19 protein-coding genes and 1 tRNA gene are annotated in these 22,329 nt (G+C 61.3%); 13 read left to right on the top strand and 7 right to left on the bottom strand.

Annotated elements, in window-relative coordinates; genetic code table 11:
- Positions 1-142: 142 nt before the first annotated feature.
- Entirely contained in the window at positions 143-1,120 is a 978-nt protein-coding gene (locus LGH70_RS05720; protein WP_226183542.1) for a tryptophan 2,3-dioxygenase family protein, read from the bottom strand.
- Positions 1,121-1,326: 206 nt separating this feature from the next.
- On the opposite strand from LGH70_RS05720, the gene sdaAB reads away from it, so the two are divergent.
- The 7 genes from sdaAB (at position 1,327) to LGH70_RS05685 (ending at position 7,536) form a co-directional block, all read left to right on the top strand.
- Entirely contained in the window at positions 1,327-2,007 is a 681-nt protein-coding gene (gene sdaAB / locus LGH70_RS05715; RefSeq protein WP_226183540.1) for an L-serine ammonia-lyase, iron-sulfur-dependent subunit beta, read from the top strand.
- Between the two features lie 36 nt (positions 2,008-2,043).
- Positions 2,044-3,579 (top strand): TolC family protein, encoded by a 1,536-nt coding sequence (locus LGH70_RS05710; protein WP_226183538.1) that lies wholly within the window; start codon positions 2,044-2,046, stop codon positions 3,577-3,579.
- A gap of 106 nt (positions 3,580-3,685) precedes the next feature.
- The gene (locus LGH70_RS05705; protein WP_226183536.1) at positions 3,686-5,071 is read left to right on the top strand and encodes an efflux RND transporter periplasmic adaptor subunit; all 1,386 of its coding nucleotides are present in this window, start codon (positions 3,686-3,688) and stop codon (positions 5,069-5,071) included.
- A gap of 152 nt (positions 5,072-5,223) precedes the next feature.
- Positions 5,224-6,213 carry an NAD(P)H-dependent glycerol-3-phosphate dehydrogenase gene (locus LGH70_RS05700; RefSeq protein ID WP_226183534.1) on the top strand — a complete coding sequence of 330 codons (990 nt, stop codon included), beginning with the start codon at positions 5,224-5,226 and terminating at the stop codon, positions 6,211-6,213.
- A gap of 6 nt (positions 6,214-6,219) precedes the next feature.
- Complete coding sequence (locus LGH70_RS05695) at positions 6,220-6,672, top strand: hypothetical protein (protein ID WP_226183532.1); 453 nt, start codon at positions 6,220-6,222, stop codon at positions 6,670-6,672.
- A 38-nt stretch (positions 6,673-6,710) separates the two neighbouring features.
- Entirely contained in the window at positions 6,711-7,106 is a 396-nt protein-coding gene (locus tag LGH70_RS05690) for a DUF4259 domain-containing protein (protein ID WP_226183530.1), read from the top strand.
- Position 7,107: 1 nt separating this feature from the next.
- Entirely contained in the window at positions 7,108-7,536 is a 429-nt protein-coding gene (locus tag LGH70_RS05685) for an EamA family transporter (RefSeq protein ID WP_226183528.1), read from the top strand.
- 9 nt (positions 7,537-7,545) lie between these two features.
- On the opposite strand, the gene LGH70_RS05680 is transcribed toward LGH70_RS05685, so the two are convergent.
- Positions 7,546-7,980: a hypothetical protein gene (locus tag LGH70_RS05680; RefSeq protein ID WP_226183526.1), complete on the bottom strand. Its 435-nt coding sequence runs from the start codon at positions 7,978-7,980 to the stop codon at positions 7,546-7,548.
- Positions 7,981-8,275: 295 nt separating this feature from the next.
- Here LGH70_RS05680 and LGH70_RS05675 point away from each other — a divergent pair, with 295 nt between their 5' ends.
- The 3 genes from LGH70_RS05675 to LGH70_RS05665 all read left to right on the top strand — a co-directional run bounded on the left by LGH70_RS05675 (position 8,276) and on the right by LGH70_RS05665 (position 12,756).
- Positions 8,276-9,430: an MFS transporter gene (locus LGH70_RS05675; RefSeq protein WP_226183524.1), complete on the top strand. Its 1,155-nt coding sequence runs from the start codon at positions 8,276-8,278 to the stop codon at positions 9,428-9,430.
- A 254-nt stretch (positions 9,431-9,684) separates the two neighbouring features.
- Positions 9,685-11,379 carry a catalase gene (locus LGH70_RS05670; RefSeq protein WP_226183522.1) on the top strand — a complete coding sequence of 565 codons (1,695 nt, stop codon included), beginning with the start codon at positions 9,685-9,687 and terminating at the stop codon, positions 11,377-11,379.
- Positions 11,380-11,568: 189 nt separating this feature from the next.
- Positions 11,569-12,756, top strand: a complete 1,188-nt coding sequence (locus LGH70_RS05665; protein WP_226183520.1) for a glycoside hydrolase family 88 protein — start codon at positions 11,569-11,571, stop codon at positions 12,754-12,756.
- Between the two features lie 18 nt (positions 12,757-12,774).
- Here LGH70_RS05665 and LGH70_RS05660 read toward each other — a convergent pair whose 3' ends face one another.
- From LGH70_RS05660 to pdxH, 4 genes are all read right to left on the bottom strand, one after another.
- Positions 12,775-14,295: a hypothetical protein gene (locus tag LGH70_RS05660; protein ID WP_226183518.1), complete on the bottom strand. Its 1,521-nt coding sequence runs from the start codon at positions 14,293-14,295 to the stop codon at positions 12,775-12,777.
- Between the two features lie 268 nt (positions 14,296-14,563).
- Complete coding sequence (locus LGH70_RS05655) at positions 14,564-15,151, bottom strand: Maf family nucleotide pyrophosphatase (protein WP_348533736.1); 588 nt, start codon at positions 15,149-15,151, stop codon at positions 14,564-14,566.
- A complete protein-coding gene (locus LGH70_RS05650; RefSeq protein ID WP_226183514.1) occupies positions 15,129-16,460 on the bottom strand; it encodes a DUF1015 domain-containing protein in 1,332 nt (443 codons plus the stop codon). Before LGH70_RS05650 ends, LGH70_RS05655 begins: the two co-directional genes overlap by 23 nt.
- A gap of 128 nt (positions 16,461-16,588) precedes the next feature.
- The gene (gene pdxH / locus LGH70_RS05645) at positions 16,589-17,239 is read right to left on the bottom strand and encodes a pyridoxamine 5'-phosphate oxidase (protein WP_226183512.1); all 651 of its coding nucleotides are present in this window, start codon (positions 17,237-17,239) and stop codon (positions 16,589-16,591) included.
- Positions 17,240-17,487: 248 nt separating this feature from the next.
- On the opposite strand from pdxH, the gene LGH70_RS05640 reads away from it, so the two are divergent.
- The 3 genes from LGH70_RS05640 to LGH70_RS05630 all read left to right on the top strand — a co-directional run bounded on the left by LGH70_RS05640 (position 17,488) and on the right by LGH70_RS05630 (position 20,678).
- Positions 17,488-18,054 (top strand): YqgE/AlgH family protein, encoded by a 567-nt coding sequence (locus LGH70_RS05640; protein WP_226183510.1) that lies wholly within the window; start codon positions 17,488-17,490, stop codon positions 18,052-18,054.
- Between the two features lie 64 nt (positions 18,055-18,118).
- A complete protein-coding gene (locus tag LGH70_RS05635) occupies positions 18,119-20,563 on the top strand; it encodes a DUF349 domain-containing protein (protein WP_226183508.1) in 2,445 nt (814 codons plus the stop codon).
- Between the two features lie 42 nt (positions 20,564-20,605).
- A tRNA-Thr gene (locus LGH70_RS05630) sits at positions 20,606-20,678 on the top strand.
- Positions 20,679-21,237: 559 nt separating this feature from the next.
- Here LGH70_RS05630 and LGH70_RS05625 read toward each other — a convergent pair.
- Positions 21,238-22,326: a PAS domain-containing sensor histidine kinase gene (locus LGH70_RS05625; protein ID WP_226183507.1), complete on the bottom strand. Its 1,089-nt coding sequence runs from the start codon at positions 22,324-22,326 to the stop codon at positions 21,238-21,240.
- Positions 22,327-22,329 lie beyond the last annotated feature (3 nt).

The following is a 22,329-nucleotide window of genomic DNA, read 5'->3' as shown; positions in this document are numbered from 1 at the left end:
AAGTACGACTGCAAGGGTAGAGTACCCGCCTACTACGTTCGGGCTGCGGCGAAGATGCTTCCCGGCCGATTTTTACCGGCTTCCCAGGCCATACTAAAGCAAAAAGGCACCCCGGCTTGATCGTGCCGGGGTGCCTTTTTCGCTAGGCGCGGGCTTCTTCCAGGATGCTTTCCACCCAGTTCTTACCCCAGTCTTCTAGCTCCTGCGCCGTCCAGAGCTGGGGGTAGAAGATGCGCTTCTGGAACTTGGGAGGCAGGTATTTCTTCCAGTTGGTGCCGCCCGTGGCCGCCAGGGCCGTGGGGTCGCGCTCCAGGTAGCGCACCGCCGACTTAAAGTGCATCAGGGGCCAGTTGATGTTCACGTTGGTATCGAGCAGCTTGAGCTGGCGCAGCAGGCGCGGGTGCTGCCGGTCTTCCTCGGGCAGACGCTGCACCACGGTCCACACGTTGCGGTCCTGGTACTCGGCCGCATGCTGGCTGAGCTGCTTGGTGTACTTTTCCTCGAACTGAATCAGGGTCAGAGCCTTGGCACCGGTTTCCTCAACGGTGGCCCCGGCTTTCCAGTAAATGCAGCCCATCAGCTCGTCGTGGGCGGCGGCTTCGCCCAGCAGGCGGCGCTTTTCCTTGTTGAGCAGGTTGTCGAGCGAGGTGGAGGCAATTTCAATCATGCGGTACTGCACGCTCTGAAAGCCCGAGGCGGGCATCAGGGCCATGCGAAACTGCAGAAACTGGCTTTTGTCCATGCCGTCGACCATCACGTCGAACGAGTCAATCAGGTTCTCGAAGTAGCGGTTGATGCGGCCCAGGCGCAAGACCAACTCGCCCACGGTGGGCGCCGTCAGCTGCCCGATCTGCTCGTACTCGCAGAGGCAGAGCTTGAAGTAGAGCTCCGTAATCTGGTGGTACATGATAAAAATCCGCTCGTCGGGAATCTGGGTGAGCGGGCGCTGCAGCGTCAGCAGCGTGTCCAGCTCGATGTAGTCCCAGTAATTGACGTAGTCGGCGTGGTAAAGGCCTTCGAGATAACCGGCTAGGTCCTGGCCGTCGGCCGCGTACTTCTGCTGCAAACGGCGCAGCTGTTCGAGCACGGCGGGCGAGAATTCGTCCTGTGGCAGAGACATGAGATGGGGTGGTTGGGTGCGGGAGAGAAAAAGCCGTCTGGGTGGGAACGGGGGCACAAGGAACAAAAAAGCCACGAATCTGCCAGTTGCAGGCAACCCTTGCCCGGGTCGCGCCATCTACTGAGCCAGAGCCGGCCGCCGTGCCCCTACGTAAGCACGGCCCGCTTGGTTGGTATCCCGCCGGAAACCCCTACTTTTAGCCCACTATGGCCGAAAAGAGCAGTATTTTTGATATGATCGGGCCGGTGATGATCGGGCCGAGCAGTTCGCATACGGCGGGCGTGGTGCGCATTGCCGGCGCCGCCATCCGCATCCTGGGCTCCTTGCCCACGCATGCCACCATTACCTTCTACAATTCCTTTGCCCGCACCTACGAGGGCCACGGCTCCGACCGCGCCATCGTGGCCGGTTTGCTGGGCATGGCTACCGACGACAAGCGCATCCGGGAGGCCTTCGAGCACGCGCGGGAGGCCGGTTTGCAGTACACGTTTCAGAGCGTGGGCAATGCTTCCACGATGCATCCCAACACCATCCGGGTGCAGCTGCGCGACGAGCGCAACGGCCAGAGCGTGGAGGTTATCGGTCAGAGCCGGGGCGGGGGCGTGATTCGCATCGTGGAGGTCGACGGCTTTCCGTCCGACTTCTCGGCCTCGCTGCACACGCTCATCGTCGATGCCGACGACCGCACTGGCTCCATTGCCTTCATTGCCTCCGTCATTGCCCACGACGACTGCAACATCGCCACGATGTTTGTGAGCCGCAAGGGCAAAAACGACGCGGCCCGGCAGTTTATCGAAATGGATTCGGGCATCAAGGAAATTACCCTGGAGTACCTGCGCCAGCTCAGCTGGGTGCATCGAGTAACTTATATTCCTAATATTGAATAATATTTCCGGTTGAAGCCTTCTGCTGCTCTCTTCGCTATGAAAACACCCCGTACCCAGTTTTTGCGCCAGGTGGCCGCCACGGGCGCCGGTGCCCTGCTGCTGAGCGTGGCCACGCTGCCCGCCGCAGCCCAGACCACGCCACCCGCTCAGCCCCCGGCCGGCACCGTGCCCGCCGCCGCGCCCAGCGGCCCCTACAGCCTGCAGCGCGCCATCGACGTGGCCCTGCAGAACAACCTGACAATTCGCCAGCAGCAGCTCACGGTGGAGAATACCGACGCCGTGCTGCGCCAGAGCCGGGCCGCCCTGCTGCCCACGGCCAACGCCTCGGCCTCCCAGACCTGGAACTACGGTACCAACGTCGACCCGCTGACTTTCCAGTTCCAGGACCAGACTACCCGGGCCAACAACTTCTCGGCCGCGGCCAACCTGAACCTGTTTTCCGGCTTTCAGGTGCGCAACACGATTAAGCGCAACCAGCTCGACTACCAGGCCGGGCTGAGCGACATTGAGAAGTCGCGCAACGACATTTCCCTGAACGTGGCCTCCTCGTTTCTGCAGCTGGTACTGGCCCAGGAAATCGTGCGGACCAACGAGGCCCGCGTCAACAGCAGCCAGCAGCAGGTGAGCCGTACCCAGAAGCTGCTCAAAGCCGGCAGCGTGGCCGAAAGCAACCTGCTCGACAGCCAGGCCCAGCTGGCCTCCGACGAACTCAACGTCATTACGGCCCAGAACCAGGTCGCCTTCTACAAGCTTCAGCTCACGCAGCTGCTGAATCTGCCCTCGCCCACGGGCTTCGACATCGAGGTGCCGGCCTTGCCCGACCCCGACGACGAGGTGACGTTTACGGCCAACCCCGACGGAACCTACCAGACGGCCGTGGGCTTGATGCCCGAAATCAAGGCGGCCGACCTGCGCGTGCAAAGCTCTATGCGCACGGTGGAAGTGGCCCGCGGGGCCTATTACCCCCGCCTTTCCTTCGGGGCCAGCATCTTCTCGGGCTACTCTTCGGCCCGCATTGGGCGTAAGCTCACCGGCGACTCCACCATTGTGCCCTCCGGCTTCATCTATCAGCTGACGCCCACCGGGCCGCAGCCGGTGCCGGGCCTGATTGCGGGTATTCTGCAGCCGCGCTTCCAGACCTTGCCCGAAGGCTTTAGCTCGCAGGTAAAGAACAACCTGGGCAAGCAGCTCAGCTTCAACCTTTCCATTCCGATTCTCAACGGCCTGCAGGTGCGCACCAACGTGCAGCGCTCCATCATTGGAGTCAAGCAGAGTGAGCTGCGGGCCGAGCAAACCCGCCTGGAGCTGCGCCAGAGCATTCAGCAGGCCTACGCCGATGCCGTAGCGGCCCAGCGGCGCTACGCAGCGGCCAAGCGCCAGACCGAAGCCCTGAGCACAGCCTACCGCAACGCCGAAATCCGCTTCAACAACGGCCTGCTCAACGGCACGGACTTCAACATTGCCAAAAACAACCTCTACGGAGCCGAATCGAGCATGATTCAGGCCAAGTACGAGTTCATCTTCCGGCGCAAAGTGCTGGATTTCTACGAAGGCCGTGGTCTTAGCTTATAAGCCTGTTTTATGTTAGTGGAAGCCAGTAGCTCGAATTAAATTTTCGAGTTACTGGCTTCTTCCTTTTTTTGCCCCAACTTTCCGCCGTTTCGTCCTTTTATCGACAATGAAAAATAACCGCTTACTGTACATTCTACTGGCTGTCGTCGTGCTGATGCTCGGCGGCTTTATGCTCGCCAAAAAGAAGGGCTGGGTGGGCCAGCCCGCCGGCACCGAAGTAATGACGGCCAAAGCCGCGCCCCAGACCATCGTGGAAAAGGTAAGCGCCTCGGGCAAGATTCAGCCCGAGACGGAGGTGAAAATCTCGCCCGACGTGTCCGGTGAAATCATTGAGCTGTATGTGGCCGAAGGCGACTCGGTGAAGAAAGGCCAGCTCTTGCTGCGCATCCGGCCGGATAACTACCAGGCCAACGTGAACATGCAGTCGGCCTCGGTGAACACCCAGCGCGCCAACGTGGGCCAGACCCAGGCCCGCCTGCAGCAGCTGATTGCCACCGCCAAGCAAACCGAGCTGACCTACCGCCGCAATGCCTCTCTCTACAAGCAGAAGGTAATTTCGCAGGCCGACTACGAAGCCAGCAAAGCCGCCTATGACGCCTCGCAGGAGGAAATCAACTCGGCCCGCCAGAGTATCCGGGCGGCCCAGAGCAACGTAGCCAGCGCCCAGGCCTCGCTCGACGATGCCCGGCGTAACCTCAACAAGACCACCATTTACGCCCCCGTGAGCGGCACGGTGAGCAAACTGAACGTAGAGAAGGGTGAGCGGGTAGTGGGTACCTCGCAGATGTCGGGCACCGAAATCATGCGCATTGCCAACCTGAACTCGATGGAAGTGCGGGTGAACGTGAACGAAAACGACATCATCAACGTGCACCTCGGCGACTCAGTGGAAGTGGAAGTCGACAGCTACGCCAGCAAGGATGAGAAATTCCGGGGCCTGGTAACCAGCATTGCCAACACGGCCAAGGACGCGCTGACGGCCGAAGCCGTGACGGAATTCGAGGTGCGCATCCGCCTCTTGCCCGAGTCGTACCGCCACCTGGTGCGCTCGGTGCAGGGCCGCACCGTGGTGCCGTTCCGCCCCGGCATGACGGCCTCGGTCGACATTATCACCGACCGGAAAAGTAACGTGATGAGCGTGCCGCTGGCCGCCGTGACAACCCGCTCGGACAGCGCCGCCGCCACTGCGGGTAAGCCCGAGGAGAAAGGGGCCGCCGTGCCGGTGAGCACCAAGGCCGCGCCCAAAACCGACATTCAGGAAGTGGTGTTTGTGGTGCGCAACGGCAAAGCGGTGATGACGCCCGTGAAAACCGGCATCAGCGACTTCGCCAACATCGAAATCCGCAGCGGCCTGCAGGCCGGCGACGAAGTAGTAAGCGGGCCGTTCCGGGCCGTGGCCAAAACCCTGAAGGATGGCAATCAGGTGGTAGTGAAAGATGCCAAAACCATCAACAAGGCCGCCCTGAAGGAAGAGCCCGAAGAAGACAAGTAAGCCGGGTAGCAGCGCCGGAAGCTGACCGGCGCAGGCCAAAAGCTAACAGGCGCATTTTCGGCTAGTTGGGAGGCCGGGAGCAGGTTTTGCTTCCGGCCTCTCATTTTTTTTGCCTAAACTCGGCTCCCTGACCCTAAAATTCCCATTTCCCGGTGGACAAAATAGCCATGATTGGCGGCGGCTCCTGGGCCACCGCGCTTACCAAGATTCTGTCGGAAAACGGTGCCCGCGTGGGCTGGTGGATGCGCAGCAAGGACGACGTGCACCACCTGCTGCGCACCCGCCACAATCCGCGCTACCTGTCCTCCGTAGCCTTCGACCTGAACCGCGTATTTCCCTCCACCGACCTGAAGGAGACGGTAGAAGAAGCCGACTGGCTGGTGCTGGCCGTGCCGGCCGCCTTCGTGCAGAGCACCCTGGAGAAGCTGGACCGCGACATGCTCAAAAACAAGCGCGTCATTTCGGCCATCAAGGGCATGGTGCCGAGCAAAAACGTGCTGGTAACCGACTACGTGGCCGAGCGGTTTCGGCTGCCCCACGAGCGGATTGGCGTCGTGGCCGGGCCCTGCCACGCCGAGGAAGTGGCCCTGGAAAAGCAGAGCTACCTGACCATCGGCTCGCCCAGCCTGGAGCTGGCCGAAAACTTCAGCCTGCTCTTGCGCAACCGCTTCGTGAAGGCCTACCCGATGGAAGACCTCGACGGCATCGAGTACTTCGCCGTCATGAAAAACATCATTGCCCTGACCTGCGGCATTGCCCACGGCTTGGGCTACGGCGACAATTTCCAGGCGGTGCTGGTCAGCAATGCGGTGCAGGAGATGCGCCGCTTCGTGCACGCCATGAACCCGCAGCCCCGCGACTTGTCGGCCTCGGCCTACCTGGGTGATTTGCTGGTGACGGCCTACTCGCAGTTTTCGCGCAACCGCACCTTCGGCAACATGATAGGCCGGGGCTACTCGGTGAAGTCGGCGCAGATGGAGATGAACATGGTGGCCGAGGGCTACTACGCCGTCAAGAGCATTCATGAGCTCAACAAGAAGCTGGGCGTGCACATGCCCATTACCGCGGCGGCGTATCATGTGCTCTACGAGAAGATTTCGCCGGCCGTGGAGCTGGAGATTCTCAAGGAGAAGTTCCGGTAGCGGTTTATGTGGAATGTACTGGCCAGTCAAGCTGATGTTGACCACCTAATGCTGGTGTACCGGCGGTTTCATGACAGCTGTTTGAAGGAAATGGCGCTGCAAACCCGGAAGTTTGTAGACGAGCAGCGGAGCATGAATTTTGATAACCGCACATTCGTCCGAATGCTGTTTCAAAACCAGTTTTCGGACGCTTCTACCATTGAAATCCTGTTTGAAGATGTTGTGGACTTCAATTGGGTACAAGATGAGAAGAACTCGGATATTACCGCCAGCATGCTATTCGAAGCAGTTTGCTACTGGCAAGATGAAACTCTGTACTGGGCCGAAGATCTGGACTGGAGCTCAGATTCTGAGGATAGAAATGACTACCGCTGGATTGCCGCCAAACAGGGCCGCTGGCGCGCGGTTGAATATGCATTAGGCCCGGATACAAGATTGTCACAGCCAACCAATTCGTAGCGACTTTACGTTAGCTACTCCTAAAAACTGAAACTACTATGGGTACTTGGGGCTACTACAACTTCGACAACGACGCGGCGGCCGACTTCGCCGAGGATTTCCGTGACAACCATTCTGAAGCCGTGCTCTACGAGGCGCTGGCGACGGCCGCCGAGGAAGAAGGCGCTTTGGAGACGGAAGAGGCCAGTGAGGCCCTGGCCGCGGCCGAAATCGTGGCGGCCATTCTGGGCAAGCCCGCCAAGGAGTTTCCCGTCGACCTGATTCCGGTGATTGTGAAGCTGGATGCCTCGGAAAGTGAGGACCTGCGCGAGCTGGCCATCGGCGCCGTGGAAGCCATCCTGAAAAAGTCGGAGCTGCAGGAGCAGTGGGCCAGCAAGGACGACTACGCCAACTGGCAGCAGCTGCAGCACGGCCTGCTCGAACGCCTGAAATAATATGCCCTGGCTGGCCCTGGCGCTGCTCACGGCTTTCTGCCTGGCGCTCTATAACTTCTTCATCAAGCTGGCCGCCGACCATATTCCGGCAGCCGTAGGGGCCGTCGTGCTCCAAATCGTGGCGGCGGGGCTGGGGGCCGTGTGGCTGCTGCGCCTTAAGCTGCTAGGGCAGCCACTGCCCATTACCTCCAAGGGCCTGGGGCTGGCGGCGCTGGCCGGGCTGGGCGTGGGCCTGGCCGAAATCCTGACGTTCGTGGTCTTCAGCCGCGGCGTTTCCTCCTCCGTCGGCACGCCCGTCATCGTGGGCGGCTCGGTGCTGCTGACGGCCGTGCTGGGCCTGGTGGTGCTGCGCGAGGCGCTGTCGTGGCCCCAGGCGCTGGGGCTGGTTAGCATTGTGCTGGGCATTGCCCTGCTGGCCCGCGGGCACTAGCGGCCCGGGTTATTTCGCCGTCAATATTCCCTGGGGCTGGTTTATTACCTGCAGGCTGCGGTGCAGAGCTGCCGCGAGGTGGCCGTGGTGGCAAGCCAGATACGTGGCCAGCTGGGAGCCTTTATACACGAAGATCTTTGCGTCGGGGTACCAGGGCTGCGCGTCGTTGGGCGGGCAGAAAATGGTAAGAACCAGCTGGTAATTTCCCCGGAAAGAGAGGCTGAGCGAGGCGCCATGGTGCTCCGTATCCTGCCAGCCGCGCACATCCCGTGGGTTGAAGGTCAGGAGCAATGGCAGGCATTCCAGCAGCTGGGAGTTAGTCACGGATTGGCACTTTTCCGATAAGGTGCCTATCAGCTGCATCTGCTTGGCAAGCTCGTTCTGAATTCGCTGGCGGAGCTGCTCCTGGGGCCTGGACTTCTTGAACAGTAACAATTTTTTCATCTACTCGGCTAACTCAGGTACGCATTGGTCACGTCCGGGGGGAAGTGGCCCTCCAAAGCCCGAAGGGAATGAATTCGTTCCCGCCGGTGAAACTTTTTAGCGCGGTTGTTGTGGGCCGCCCCGCCCCGGTGCCCAGCGGGCCGCCCATGGTTGGGTTGCAGGGCCTGCAATTGGCTCCAACAACTCAGCTGCCCTAGGCCAGAAAGGGCCGCCAGATGCCGAGCTATGGGCCTTGTTCGTAGCCTGCTCCGATACTTGCAGTGGCAAGCACACACCGGCTTTGAATCAGAATCTTATGTTGTCAATACTTTCTCCCGCCCGCGTTTCGCCCGCGCGGCACCGCGTGGCCGTCAGCGCCCTGTTTTTCCTCCAGGGCCTGTGCTTTGCCTCCTGGGCTTCCCGCATCCCGAGTATTCAGCAGAAGATGGGCTTGTCGGAGGCCGAGCTGGGTGGGGTTCTCTTTGCCTTGCCCGTGGGCCTGATGCTGTCCTTGCCGCTTTCCGGATGGCTGGTGGCCACGCAGGGCAGCCGCAGAATGGCCTTGGTAGGCGCTATTCTCTACAGCAGCACGCTCGTCAGCATCGGCTGGGCCCAGAATCTGTACCAGCTCGTGGGCTGCCTGTTTCTCTACGGCGTGACCAGCAACCTGATGAATATCTCCGTCAATACCCAGGCGGTGGGAGTAGAAGCCCTGTATCAGCGCCCCATCATGGCCGCTTTTCACGGAGTCTGGAGCCTGGCGGGCTTCACGGGGGCGGCTGTGGGTACTGTGATGCTGGCGCGGGGCATTGACCCGCTGGGCCATTTCGCGCTGGTCTGGGGTGTTATTCTGGTCGGAGTCGTGGTCTGCTGGCCCTTCACGCTGCGCGCAGACCGGGGCGGGGAGGCCAATCAGCCCATTTTCGCCCGGCCCGACAAAGAACTGCTGGTGCTGGGCCTTATTGCCTTTTGCTCCATGATCTGCGAAGGGGCTATGTTCGACTGGAGCGGGATTTACTTTCGCAAGGTGGTGCAGGCCGAAAAAGCCTGGGTGGGCGTGGGCTACACTGCTTTTATGAGCACCATGGCCGGGGGGCGCTTCGTGGCCGACTGGTTCGCCCACCGCTTCGGGGTGCGGGCCGTGCTGCAGGGCTCGGGGCTGCTGACGGCTTCCGGGCTGCTACTGGCCGTGCTGCTGCCGGCCCTGCCCACGGCCGTGCTGGGGTTTTTGCTGGTGGGCTTCGGCGTGTCGGCGGTGGTGCCGCTGGTGTACAGCGCCGCGGGCAGGGCCTCCACGATGTCGCCGGGCGTGGCCCTGGCCGCCGTGTCAACGGTCGGATTTCTGGGCTTCCTCATCGGGCCGCCACTGATTGGGCTGGTCGCCGGCGCCTTCAGCCTGCGGATTTCCTTCGCCATTATTGCCGTCATGGGCCTGTGCATAGCCCTGGTAGCCAGTCGGGCCAAGGTGTAAGATTTGGGCGCCGCTATCCAGCTGGCCTGCCAGGAACCTACGGTTGAGCTGGTTAGCCCGGCTGGCTTCCGACCTGCTTCAGTTCAAACGACTTAGCGCCCGCCGGCACCGGCTGTATTGCCTGGGCCAAGACCTCCGGGCCGCTGGTTGGCTGCCGGCCTGCTGCCCTTGGAAGGAGCCGGAGCGAGAGTCAGCATACAACTTTCTCGCTCTTTTTTGGTATTTTACTACTTCCAATCCATCCCAAAATACCAATGGCACAGAACGAAGAAAAGAACCAGAATGGCACGGCTGGCTCCAATGGCCACCCTGTGTCGGGCGACGGCACGGGCACGGCCGTAACCGGCGCGGGCACCTCGCACGACGGCCGCACGGCCGACGGCGAAAACGCGCAGACGCTGACCACCCGCCAGGGTCACCCGCTCACCAACAACCAGAACATCCGCACCGTGGGCAACCGGGGCGCGGCCACGCTGGAAAACTACGCCTTCATTGAAAAGATCAGCCACTTCGACCGGGAGCGGATTCCGGAGCGGGTGGTGCACGCCCGCGGCGCCGGGGCCCACGGCGTGTTCGAAGCCTATGGCACAGTGGGCGGCGAGCCGATTGCCAAGTATACCCGCGCTAAGTTGTTCCAGGAAAAAGGCAAGCAGACGCCGGTTTTCGTGCGTTTCAGCACCGTAGGTCACGGCGGCCACTCGCCCGAAACCCTGCGCGACCCGCGCGGCTTCGCCGTGAAGTTCTACACCGAAGACGGCAACTGGGACCTAGTGGGCAACAACCTGAAGGTGTTCTTTATCCGCGACGCCATGAAGTTCCCGGACCTGATTCACTCCCAGAAGCCCGACCCGGTCACCAACCGCCAGAGCGGGGAGCGGATTTTTGACTTTATCTGCAATACCCCCGAGGCCATGCACATGGTTTCCTTCCTGTTCTCGCCCTGGGGCATTCCGGCCAACTACCGCCAGATGCAGGGCTCGGGCGTAAATACCTACAAGTGGGTGAATGCCCAGGGCGAGGCCGTGCTGGTGAAATACCACTGGGAGCCGCTGCAGGGCATCAAAAACCTGACGGCCCAGGAAGCCGAGGCCATTCAGGCCAAGAACTTCAACCACGCCACCCAGGATCTGTTCGAGCACATTGCCAAGGGCGAATTCCCCGAGTGGGAGCTGTGCGTGCAGATTATGAGCGACGACGAGCACCCCGAGCTGGACTTCGACCCACTGGACGATACCAAGATCTGGCCCGAGGATCAGTTTCCTTTCCTGCCCGTGGGCAAGATGACGCTGAACCGCAACCCCGAAAACTACTTCGCCGAGGTGGAGCAGTCGGCCTTCGGTACCGGCGTGCTGGTCGACGGCCTCGACTTCTCGGACGACAAGATGCTGCAGGGGCGTACCTTCTCGTACTCCGATACCCAGCGCTACCGCGTGGGTACCAACTACTTGCAGCTACCGATTAACGCGCCCAAGAAGCACGTGGCTACGAACCAGCGCGACGGGCAGATGGCCTACCACGTCGATTCGGCCCCGAACCAGAACCTGCACATCAACTACGAGCCCAGCTCGCTCAATGGTCTGAAAGAAGCGCCCCGCAGCGCCCCCGACCACATGCCCGAGTACAAGGGCCGCCTGATGCGTCAGACCATCGACCGGCAGAACAACTTCAAGCAGGCCGGGGAGCGGTACCGCCTGCACGAGGACTGGGAACGGGACGATTTGATCAACAACATGGTGGGTGCCCTGGCCGATGCCGACCGCCGCGTGAGCGACAAAATGGTGGAGCTCTGCACCAGCTGCGACCCGGATTGGGGCCAGCGCCTGGCCCAGGGGCTGGAGCAGGCCCGCAACGGCAAAACGGCCGAGGGCGGCAACCAGTACAACGAAGCCCGCGGCTCGGAAGCCGTGGCCCAGGCCGAAGCTACGGCCCACGACGCCAAGCCGTACTAGTAACACGCTCGTAAGCGCCTGAGCAAGCGGCTCCCCTGGTAACCGGGGGAGCCGCTTTTTTGGGCTGTTTTCCGGCCCGCAAGGCGCTTGCCAACCCTCCGTAAACGTTTGGGTAGATAGATCGGCAAATACCCGGCAGGACGCTTTACTTGCGGTCAGATTTCATTCACGCCTTTCAACCGTTCTGCCTTGAAACCCTTTGCCTTCCGCACCTCGTGGCTGCCCGCCCTGCTACTGCTGGTTTCCAGCCTTGCTGCTACCGCCCAAAAGCGCAAAGTCGACGTGAAGCAGGAGTTGGCGCGGGCCGGGGAACAGCTGACGCGTCTGCTGAAAACCCACCCCGATCAGACGAAATTCCCGTATTCTACCCGGCCCGACGGTACGCTGAAGGATACCAAGTCGGAGTGGTGGACCAGCGGCTTTTTCGGCGGCACGCTCTGGTATATGTACGAATACACCAAGCAGCCGCAGTGGCAGCAGGCCGCCGACCAGTGGACCATGGCCATGCAGCGGGAACAGCACAATACCGGCACCCACGATTTAGGCTTCATGCTGTACTGCCCGTTTGGCAACGGCTACCGCCTGACCCAGAATCCCGCCTACCAACCCGTATTACTCACGGGCGCTAGGTCCCTGGCCACGCGCTTCAGGCCGGAAGTGGGCCTGATTAAGTCCTGGAACGACTTTGCCGGCTACAACTACCCAGTTATCATCGACAACATGATGAATCTGGAGCTGCTGTGCTGGGCCGCCCGGACCAGCGGCGACTCCACGCTGCGCCGCTTGAGCATCACCCACGCCGATAACACGCTCCGGCACCACTTCCGGCCCGACGGCAGCACCTACCACGTGGTATGCTACGACGAGAAAGGGCAGGTGCTGGCCAAAAAAACGGCCCAGGGTGCCGCCGATAACTCGGCCTGGGCCCGGGGACAGGCCTGGGCAATCTACGGCTACACGATGCTTTACCGCGAAACCCGGCTGGACCGCTACCGCCAGCAGGCCCGCAAAACCGCCGACTTCTTCCTGAGCCACCCCAACCTGCCGGCCGACAAGATTCCGTACTGGGATTTCAACGCCCCCGGCATTCCCGCAGAGGAGCGCGACGCCTCCGCGGCGGCCATTGTGGCCTCGGCCCTGTTGGAGCTGCAGCAGTACAGCCCCGCCGCCGACGCGAAACGCTACCGGCAGGCCGCTGAGCAGATGCTGGTAAGCCTGAGCAGCCCGGCTTATCGGGCCGCGGCAGGCGACAACCACAACTTTCTGATCAAGCATTGCGTGGCCCACAAGCCGGCCAAAACCGAAGTAGATGCCCCGCTGGTTTACGCCGATTATTACTATCTGGAGGCCCTGCTGCGCTACGACCGGCTGAAGTAGCAGCGCTTAGGTTGTGAATTAGTCTGAGGTGTCGTCCAGCTCCGGCTCGGCGAGTTCAGGCATTACTTCCGAGGAATCGACGGGTTCGGCGGGCCGGGCCACGGAGTCGGCAGCTTCCGTTGGGAGTTGCTCCGGCTCTTCCTCCGTGCTAAGCGAATCGAGCAAGGCCTGGTCGACTTCCGGGGTTGCGGCCTGCTGGGCGGGTTGGCTGTTGGCTGGCCCTCGGCGGGAGGAAGCAGCCTGACTAACTGCCGGTTTGCCGCTCAGCCTGGAGGCCAAGTGTAGGACACCCCACACGCCCCAGCCCAGGCCGCCCGCTACGGCGGCTACTACCGCTACCCGGTGCCACTGCAGCTGCCAGCCTGCGGCGGGCCGTGCGGCGGCCGGGGCGGGCCTGGGAAGGCGGGGTGTCGGGGATGATAGGGGGCCGGTGGCGTCCGAAGCAGACGGAAGCCCAGGAGCCGGAGCCGGAGCTGATACCGCACCGGGGCGGGCCTGCAGCTGCTGCATCAGGCTGCCAAGCTGCTCGATGCGGCTGTCCAGTACCTCGTTGCGGGCCGCCGCCTCGGCCTGCGTGCGGCGCACCGTTTCCTGCAGCGAAACTTTTTCATGCATTTCAGCCGCCAGCCGGGCTTGCAGCGCCGCGGCCTCCGGGGCCCTGGCCGAGGCTTGCTGCAACTGCGCCTGCAGCTGAGCAATGAGCTGGTCACGGGCGGCTTCCCGCTCGGCGGCGGCCTGTTGCTGCACCCGCAGCTCGGCGCGCACCTGCTGCCGGATTTGCTCCAGCCGAAGCTTTTCGTCGCGGCTGGCATCTTCCGTATCCGCCTCCTGGTAGCCGTAGGGCCGGTCCAGCGGAATGTCTTCGGCCCCGAGCCACTGCCAGAGCTGCCGGGCCTTGTGTTCCCAGAAGCCCATGGGCGCTACCAGCTCCGAAACTTCTTCGAGCACATCCTCGGTGCGCTCCGGGGCGTCGGTGGCCAGGTCGCGGGCCCAGCTTTGCAGGGCTTCCTCACTTAGCTCAATTTCCGGACGGGTAAGCTGCCAGAGCCGGCGGGGCAGATGCGGGGCCTGGCGTAAGAGTTGGAAAGCGTCGGTGCCGGGCTGCTGGCGCAGCTGGTGCTCTACACCCGGGTCAAACGTCACGGTATCTGCAAACACGACAACACCCGTTACGGCCGCCGCCGGAACGGGCAGGGCGCTCAAATCGGTGCCCAGCCAGGCGGCCAGCACCGGCTGCTGGCGCTGAAATTGTACGAAGGGGCTGGTCGGGGCCGGCTCCGCTAATGGTCGGCCATCCAGGAGCCAGGGCTCATCGAGGCGCGGAATGCTGAGCTGCCCGCGGCCGGGCACAAACAGCAGGGCCGTGATGCTGTGCCGCCGCACAACTACCGCATCCATCGGTTCCTGGCCCACGCTGAAGTTGCCCAGCAGCAAGGTCGTGCCGGGGTGAGCTTCCCGCTGCAGAGCGGCCAGCACCGCGTCATACTGCGCCTGGCTGGCTGGGTCGGCGAAGGGCGCAAACAGGAAGCTATGCAGCATGGGCAACCGGGAAAATGGGAGTTTTACAGCGGGAGCGGAAGGCCCGCAACTGAACCATAAGAAGTACGCAGGCCCGCTCGGCCGGTTATTCGCTTCGTGCCGCACAGCGTTTTCATCCCTGGTTATAGAAAGCCAAGATATGCGCGGTCGGCTACCGTCAGACCTACTCTACACCGCCATAACTGACGCCAGCCCGGCAGGAGCAGAGTCCGGAGCCGCCAGCCTCCGCGTGGCGGTTGCCGCAGCATTACAGACTTAAAGCATTCGTTTAGCTTGACTGTCCCAATGTCGCTATTCCCAGCTTCTCCAGCTCCTCCCATACCCGGTGCACGGGCAGGCCCATCACGTTGAAATAAGAGCCTTCGAGCTTGGTCACGGCCACCATGCCAATCCAGTCCTGGGCGCCGTAGGCCCCGGCTTTGTCGAGGGGCTGGCAGGTGCGCACGTAGAACGCAATTTCGGCGGGCGTAAGGCTGCGGAAGTGTACCCGCGTCTGGTCGGAGAAAACGGTGCGCTGCCCAGTGCCGCTGAGCAGACACACGCCGGTGTATACGTCGTGGGCGCGGCCCTGCAGGCGCGTGAGCATGGCGCGGGCCTCGGCTTCGTCGGCGGGTTTGTTGAGCACGTCGTCATCCAGGCACACGATGGTATCGGCCGTGAGCACCACTTCGTCGGGGGCCAGGTCGGCGCGGTAGGCCTCGGCCTTGTGGGCGGCCAGGTACTCGGCTACTTCGGCGCGGTGCAAATGGGCTGGAAAGCTTTCATCCACTTCCCGCAGGCGCACCTCATAGCGCAAGCCCAGGTCGGTGAGCAGCTGCCGACGGCGTGGGGAGTTAGAGGCCAGAACCAGGCGCAAGGTGGGGAGCGTAGAAGGCATTGTCGTGTTCGTCGTCGCGGATGGAGGTAAACAGAAATCCACCGATGGTTTTGGGGTAGAAAAATGTTGATTTGGGCGGCATAACGGCCCCGGAATGGCACACGCGCTCCACTTCCTCCATCGTTACTTCATTCACGATGAGGGCGGCGCGGGCTTCCTGCCGGTCTACGCGGCTGAGGCACTCGGAGAAGTTGCGCACGTAGGCCACGCCCGGCCAGGTGCGCTGCGCATCGGGCCCCACGATGCCGAGGGCCTTTTCCAGCACAAAGAAGTGCAGCACCGTCAGATCCAGGGCTTTCACCTCCGGTGTGGTGTCCCAGCTCAGCTGCTCGTGCGCCTCGGGGCGCAGGCGCAGCTTGTAGGCCTGCCCGCCGATGTAGAGGCCAAACGCCCAGGGCTTGCCGGCAATCAGCTCGGGCAAATCGTAAATGTCGTCCTTGGGCAGCACGGTGAAGTAGGGCTCCAGGCGGGTCAGAAACTCCGCGTCCGCCATACCGTCGGGCAGCTCCAGCAGCAGGCGGTGGGTGGGCAGAATGCGCAAATCGTCGGCTGCCGCGTTGGTCAGGTACATCAAGTGGAAGTGCCACGGCTCCCGGCCCGAATTCCCGGGCTCGGCCGCTATGCGGGCCTGGCGGTAGGCCAACGAGCCTTCGTAGCGGTGGTGCCCGTCGGCCAGAATAACTTCCCGCTCGCCCAGCACCTGCTGAAACCGCCGGATGATGGCCGCATCCTGAATCACGGCCAGCACGTCGCGGGCACCCTGGTAGTCTTCCTCGGTCTGGTAGAGCGGGTCGGCAATGGCTTCGTCGAGGTAGTGCTCCAGCTCGAAGGCATCGTCGCGGTAGAGGCCGTGGGTGGCGCTGGTCTGAAACTGGGTGCGAGCCAGCAGCTCGGCCCGGTCGTTGACGGCGGCGGGCAGCGTGTTTTCGTGGCGCAGCACCACATTTTCGGCCCAGTCGTAGGCCCGGATATGGCACATAAAGCCCTTGCGGCAATACTCGCGGCTGCTGCCCGGCAGCCGGAAATACTGGTAGTAGACGTAGATGCCCGGCATTTCATCCTGGCGCAGCACGCCCTGCTCTTGCCACTGCGTGAGGCGGGCCAGCGCTTCGCCGGCCGGGTCCTGCCCCCGCGGCACCGACAAATGGATGCTGTTCAGCTCATTCCGATACAGCGCCTCCCGCTGCTTGGCCGATACCACGTCGAACAGGGGCGAAACATAGTCATCAATGTGGGCACTCAGGGCCGCGTTGTAACGCCAGCCGCGGACGGGTTGAATTTCAGCCAAGTGTGGAGAGGGTGAGGTGGTGAAATGGGGAGACAGGGAGATGGTGAAATGGGGAGGTTGAGGTTCTGCTGGCGCCGGTTGCGCGGTTCGAACGACAACTCACTATGTCACCATCTGACCAGTTCACATCAGGGGGCCAGACGGCTCAGCGTCCAGCCTTGGCCGGCCCGCTCGTATACGATTCGGTCGTGGAGGCGGCTGGGGCGGCCCTGCCAGAACTCGACCCGCTCGGGGCGCACGATGTAGCCGCCCCAGTGCGGGGGGCGGGGCAGTGGGTCTTGGCCGGCAAAGCGCTGCTCAACTTCCTTTTCCTGGCCTTCCAGCTCTTCCCGGCCCCTGATAGCCTGGCTCTGGGGCGAAGCCCAGGCCCCGATCTGGCTGCCGCGCGGCCGGCTCTGGAAGTAGGCGTCCGACAAAGCTGCCGGCGCTTTTTCCACCCGGCCTTCCACGCGCACCTGCCGCTCCAGGCCGGGCCAGAAGAAGGTGAGGGCCGCCAGCGGCTGCTCGCTCAGGTCGTGGCCTTTGCGGCTGTCGTAGTTGGTATAAAACAGAAATCCCGCGTCGTCGGGCAGGCCCTTGAGCAGCACCACCCGGGCCGAGGGCTGCCCGGCCGCATTTACCGTCGAGACGGTCATGGCGGTGGGCTCGTCGAGGTGGGCGCTCAGGGCTTCGTCGAGCCACTGCCGGAACTGCTGCACGGCATCGGCCTGCACGTCGGTTTCCGAGAGGGTCCGCTGCGAGTACGTCTGGCGCAGGTCGGCTAATTGTTGATCTGTCATACCGTTAAACTTCCGAAAAAATAGGGCTCAGTGGCTTTAGAGGCGCAAGGTAGTATATTGACCGCACCCTTGGGAACCTAGCGCGGCTCCAATAGCGTAAGGATAAAGCCACCCCCGGCTTTTTCTTCGCCTAACCAGCCGGGCAGCTTGCTTGCTGCTGCCCCGGCCCTGAGCTGCTCCGGACACTTCGACAGAAGCGTCGCTTTACCGGCCTTTCGCGTATCGTTTACTCGTCAACCTCTTCTTTCATGCCTCGGCTCCGCGACAGTAGTTTATTGATTTCGCAGCCCTTTCTGGGCGACCCGAACTTCGAGCGCACAGTGGTGCTGATGTGCCGCCATTCCGAGGAGGAAGGCTCGTTTGGCTTGGTGCTCAACCGCCCCTCCAACCTGCTGCTCGGCGACGTGCTGGAGCTGCCCGGCGGCGATGCCTCGCCGGCGGCCCGCCTGCCCCTGGGCCTGGGCGGCCCCGTCTACCCCGATACGCTGCACTATCTGCACCGCCGCGCCGACATTCCCAACGCCATTGATTTGGGGCAGGACGTGTACTGGGGCGGCGATTTTCAGGTGGTGCTGGGCCTGCTGCTCAGTGGCGAGCTGCAGCCCGATGATATCCGGCTGTACGCGGGGTATTCGGGCTGGACGGCCGGCCAGTTGGAGGAGGAAGTGAAGGAAAATGTTTGGATAGTGCACCCCAATGCTGCCGGGAAAGTATTTACTTTGGATAATGATGCCTTCTGGCAAGCCATTTTGCGTGAAAAAGGGGGGCGCTTCCGGGTCCTGTCCAACTATCCGCTCGACCCCCGCCTAAATTAGCTTTGCTTTCTTCGCTGCCGGGCCACCCATTTCTTTTCCTGCGCCAGGCCTTTTCCTTTGACCTATGTTACCTGAAAACGAGAATTCCGCCCCCAACCACTCCGACGACGCTTCGGAGTCGCCGATGAGCATTCTGGAGCGCCGCCTGGCCGAAATTCAGGCCAAGCAAAGCCCGGCTGATGCGGCCGCTACCCCCCCGGCCGCGCCGGCTACCGCCCCTAACGAGCCGGCTCCCGTGGCCCCGGTGGCCTCCACCACGACCAACGACATAACCGAACGTCCGGCCCAGGGTACTCCGCCCGTCGCCGATACTGCTGCCGGTGCCGGCACTGCCGAGCCCACGGCCGCTGCCACCGAAGCCGCTGCCGAAGCGCAGCACCCAAGCAGCGCTACTGAAGCCCCCGCTGTTTCCGAGCCCTTGGCCCGGGCCGAAAGCCACTATGGCCACGACAATCCCGGCGTGCAGTCGGCCGAGGCAGCTGAAGCAGTAAATACTCCGCTTTCTACTCCATCAGCCACAACCGCCGAAGCAGACGCATTGACGGAAACCGCCGCTATTGTACCCCAGCAAACCGCTTCTCAGCCGGATGCAACTTCTGAAGCTCCCGTTTCGGCTGTGAATGAGCCGGTGGTAGCCCTGGAAACGGCGGCCGACATCGAAAACGCCCCGGCTCCGGTTGCGGCTCTGCCCACTTCGGCCAATGATTCGGCCGCGGAGGCCGCCGAAGCTGCCGCCCACGCCGGCACGGAGGAAGAAGAAGAGTACGTACCGGAAATTCCCGTTCCGGATTTCACCACGCTGGATTTACCGGCCCAGGCTTCCCACTTGCTGGCTTTGCTGCGCCGCCCCGATGCCCGCCAGAACCGCAAGCAGATTTTTGACCTGCACCGCCAGTACGAAACCGGCATCAATGCTGACCGCAACGCAGCCCGGCAGCGCTTCACGGAAGGCGGCGGTGAGGCCGATGATTTTGCCTACAACGGCCCCGAGGGCCACTCTGAGCTAACCAAAGCCCTGCAGGAGTTCCGCGACAGCCGGGCCAAGGATGCCCGCGCCGAGGACGAGCAGCGCGCCAAGAACCTGGCCCACAAGCAGTATTTGCTGTCTCAGTTGCGCCAGCTCGTAGAATCGGCCGAAACCAAGGATAGCTCCATCCGCATCAAGGCTCTGCAAAACGACTGGAAGGCTACCGGCGCGGTGCCCCAGAAAGACGCCCAGGAAATCTGGAACAGCTACCACGCCCTGCTCGATATTTACTACAACAACCGCGGCCTGTTCTTCGAAATGAAGGAGCTGGACCGCCGTCGTAACCTTGAAGCCAAGGAAGCTCTGATTGCGCGCGCTGAGGCGCTGGCCAATCAGCCCAGCATCAATAAGGCGCTGCAGGAGTTGCGCCAGCTGCACGAGGAGTGGAAGCACATCGGTCCGGTATCCAACGAGCAGCGCGACGCCATCTGGAACCGGTTTCTGCTGGCCTCCGAAAAAGTGCACGACCGTAAGAAGGAATTCCTGAACGTGCGCTCGACCCAGGAAAACGCCAACCTGACCCGCAAATCCGCTTTGCTGGAGCAAATCAAGCCGTTTGCCGAGTTCCAGACGGAGCGTGTAAACGAGTGGCGCGCCAAAACCGACGAGCTACAAAAGCTAAAAGAGGAGTGGGATGCCGCCGGCCTCGTGCCCCGCGACAAAGCCGAGCAGCTCAACAAGCAGTTCTGGGCCGCTTACAAAGGCTTCTTCCAGCGTAAAAATCAGTTCTTCAAGTCGCTCGACGAGGAGAAGAATGCCAATCTGCAGCGCAAGCTGGATTTGTGCGACCAGGCTGAAGCTGCCTTGCAAAATCCGAACTGGGAAGAAGGCCGCGAAATCGTGATTCGCCTGCAGAAGGAGTGGAAGCTCATTGGCCGCGTGCCCGAGAAGCAGTCGGACAAGGTGTGGAACCGCTTCCGCACCGCCTGCGACTCTTTCTTCGAGCGTAAAAACGAGGAAGCCAAGCAGCGGGTGCAGCAGGCCCAGCAGGTGTCGCAGGAGCAGGCCACCCACCTCGACCGGGTAGCCGAAGCCGTAGCGGCCCTCTCCGCTGATGCGCCGGGTAGCCTGGAAGGTTTCCGCCAGCACGTGGAAGAGTGGCGGGCCTTTGATAGCGCCAACAACGGCCCGCGTGGCTCGGCCGAGCGGGCCGAGGAGAAATTCCAGACCCTGATGGGCAAATACCTGGATGCCGTACCGGGCCTGGCCTACGCCGAGCGCAATGATCTGCTGTTTCAGCTGCAGGTTGAGCGCCTCAAGTCGAGCCCCGATTCGCAGCAGGCCCTCTACCGTAAGGAGCAGGCGCTGCGCCGGGAAATCAACGAAGTCGAAAACGACATTGCCACGCTACAGACTAACCTTGAGTTCTTTGCGCGCTCGAAAAACGCCAATCAGCTGCGCGAGGAATACCAGGGCCGCATTGATGAAGCGAAAGGCCGGATTGACGGTCTGAAAAAACAACTGAAAATTATTCGGTCGTAGTTTGTGAATTGGGTGTGAAACACTAGTTTTGCACCACAATTCGCCTCCTTAGCTCAGCTGGTAGAGCAACTGACTTGTAATCAGTAGGTCGTTGGTTCGATCCCGACAGGAGGCTCTTTTACATAAACCCCTTGCAAATCCGTTTGCAAGGGGTTTATTGTTGTGTTGCAGCTGCCAGAGTAAAGCGGTGGTGGAATCTAGGCCAAATAGCATTCCTAGTAATATAGGGGATGTATCCCTCATGCCGCTTCATAGAAATAGATATACTGCCAGTACAGAAATTTGCTGTACCAATACAGTGGATCAGTAATGAGGTGAAATAGAGTATTGAGCTATAGTCGTGTTAATGCATTCTAAACCTACCTGAATTAGATATTTATGACTATTGCACAAGGCTAGTTATGTTCTCTTTATTCCGTGCATACAAGTCTTCTTTATACCAGTTGGTTGTTTGCGCCTATTTATAACAGCATTATATTTCTGCGGGCAGTACGAATACATAATTGAAGCCGCATTTACTGCCTACTGGTCCTGCCGATTTAATTTCTGTGTCTGGAAATTATTAGTACTTCAACGCAAAGAGAAAAAGCAGGCTGCTTTTTCATCTTGCTGCTGACAAGTAGGTGTAATTGACCGTTGCTGCTAGGCGGGAATAGGCGTTCTGCGTTTCCTCCTTATGCATCTTGGGTAGGCAGTGCAATGTAAAAAGCACTGCCTTCGCCTTCCCGGCTCGATAACCAAATACGACCCTGGTGAAGCGTCACGATGCTTTTGATAATTGACATTCCCAGGCCGGTGGTTTTTTCGCCCCGCAGGCCCGTGCGACGAGCAGGTGTAAACCTTTCAAACAATACGGCTTGCTGCGCTTCAGCAATGCCGATACCCGTGTCCTGCACCGTAACAAGTATTTGCTCCGGTTGCTGCTCCAGGCTCACAGTTATATGCCCGCCATCGGGTGTAAACTTGATGGCGTTGCTGATCAGATTATTAATTACCTGTTGAAATTTGTTGATGTCCAGCTGAATATAAACAGGCTCGGCAGGGGGTAAGTAGGTAAAATTCAGATTAATCTGGCGCTCGGCGCGCTGGTATTCTTCCAGCAGGGTGCCGAGCCAGGGCACAAGGTTGATTCTCTCCCGTTTGAGTTGGACGCTGGTTGACTCCATAAACTCGTTGTCAACAAAGTCTCGGATTAGGTTGACGCCGTCGGAGCAAGTGCGCTCCATAAGGTGCACCAGCTCCTGCAGCGGGGGCGTCAGATGGCTCTGAACTCCTTTGGCCAGATACCCGGTCAGCTGTTGGAGGAGCACCATGGGCGTGGCCAGATCGTGGGCCAGAATTTCAAGCGTAGCGTTTTTCTTGGTATTAAACTTTTCCGCGTTGATGATACGCTCCTTCTCAGCCGTAACGTCGCGCAGGCTCCCGACCAGGTAGTGCTGCTGAGCCGCTGGCTGCTGTCGGCAGGCCGTCAGGCATAGCCACTGGGTCGTTTCATTGGGGCCCGCCACGCGCAGGTCCACGTTCTCAACCAGCTCATCGGGCGCCGCCTGCTCGAGCCGCCGGCGCACGTACTGGTGGTCGTCGGGGTGGAGGCGGGTTAGCCACAGGGGCAGGTCTTCCTGAACATGCTGGGCAGGATCACCGATAATCCGCTCGTACGCGTCGCTGACGTAGACGAGTTGGTGGCTGGTCAGGTCGTACACAAAGTGTACGGCCTGGCTATTCTCAATGAGTGGGCGAAAGAAGTTTAGATGATCGGACATGCA

This window comes from Hymenobacter nitidus (genome assembly GCF_020447315.1).
In the GTDB taxonomy this organism is placed as follows: Bacteria; Bacteroidota; Bacteroidia; order Cytophagales; family Hymenobacteraceae; genus Hymenobacter; species Hymenobacter nitidus.
Note: the sequence above shows the minus strand (reverse complement) of the source record. Positions and strands in the feature narration are given on the sequence as shown.

Excerpts from the sequence above, each read along its gene's own strand:
- LGH70_RS05695 (WP_226183532.1), top strand. The coding sequence starts at position 6,220 with ATGTGGAATGTACTGGCCAGTCAAGCTGATGTTGACCACCTAATGCTG.
- LGH70_RS05625 (WP_226183507.1), bottom strand. The coding sequence starts at position 22,326 with ATGTCCGATCATCTAAACTTCTTTCGCCCACTCATTGAGAATAGCCAG.
- LGH70_RS05680 (WP_226183526.1), bottom strand. The coding sequence starts at position 7,980 with ATGAAAAAATTGTTACTGTTCAAGAAGTCCAGGCCCCAGGAGCAGCTC.
- LGH70_RS05685 (WP_226183528.1), top strand. The coding sequence starts at position 7,108 with ATGCCCTGGCTGGCCCTGGCGCTGCTCACGGCTTTCTGCCTGGCGCTC.
- LGH70_RS05635 (WP_226183508.1), top strand. The coding sequence starts at position 18,119 with ATGTTACCTGAAAACGAGAATTCCGCCCCCAACCACTCCGACGACGCT.
- pdxH (WP_226183512.1), bottom strand. The coding sequence starts at position 17,239 with ATGACAGATCAACAATTAGCCGACCTGCGCCAGACGTACTCGCAGCGG.
- sdaAB (WP_226183540.1), top strand. The coding sequence starts at position 1,327 with ATGGCCGAAAAGAGCAGTATTTTTGATATGATCGGGCCGGTGATGATC.
- LGH70_RS05640 (WP_226183510.1), top strand. The coding sequence starts at position 17,488 with ATGCCTCGGCTCCGCGACAGTAGTTTATTGATTTCGCAGCCCTTTCTG.
- LGH70_RS05705 (WP_226183536.1), top strand. The coding sequence starts at position 3,686 with ATGAAAAATAACCGCTTACTGTACATTCTACTGGCTGTCGTCGTGCTG.
- LGH70_RS05720 (WP_226183542.1), bottom strand. The coding sequence starts at position 1,120 with ATGTCTCTGCCACAGGACGAATTCTCGCCCGCCGTGCTCGAACAGCTG.
- LGH70_RS05710 (WP_226183538.1), top strand. The coding sequence starts at position 2,044 with ATGAAAACACCCCGTACCCAGTTTTTGCGCCAGGTGGCCGCCACGGGC.
- LGH70_RS05690 (WP_226183530.1), top strand. The coding sequence starts at position 6,711 with ATGGGTACTTGGGGCTACTACAACTTCGACAACGACGCGGCGGCCGAC.
- LGH70_RS05670 (WP_226183522.1), top strand. The coding sequence starts at position 9,685 with ATGGCACAGAACGAAGAAAAGAACCAGAATGGCACGGCTGGCTCCAAT.
- LGH70_RS05660 (WP_226183518.1), bottom strand. The coding sequence starts at position 14,295 with ATGCTGCATAGCTTCCTGTTTGCGCCCTTCGCCGACCCAGCCAGCCAG.
- LGH70_RS05675 (WP_226183524.1), top strand. The coding sequence starts at position 8,276 with ATGTTGTCAATACTTTCTCCCGCCCGCGTTTCGCCCGCGCGGCACCGC.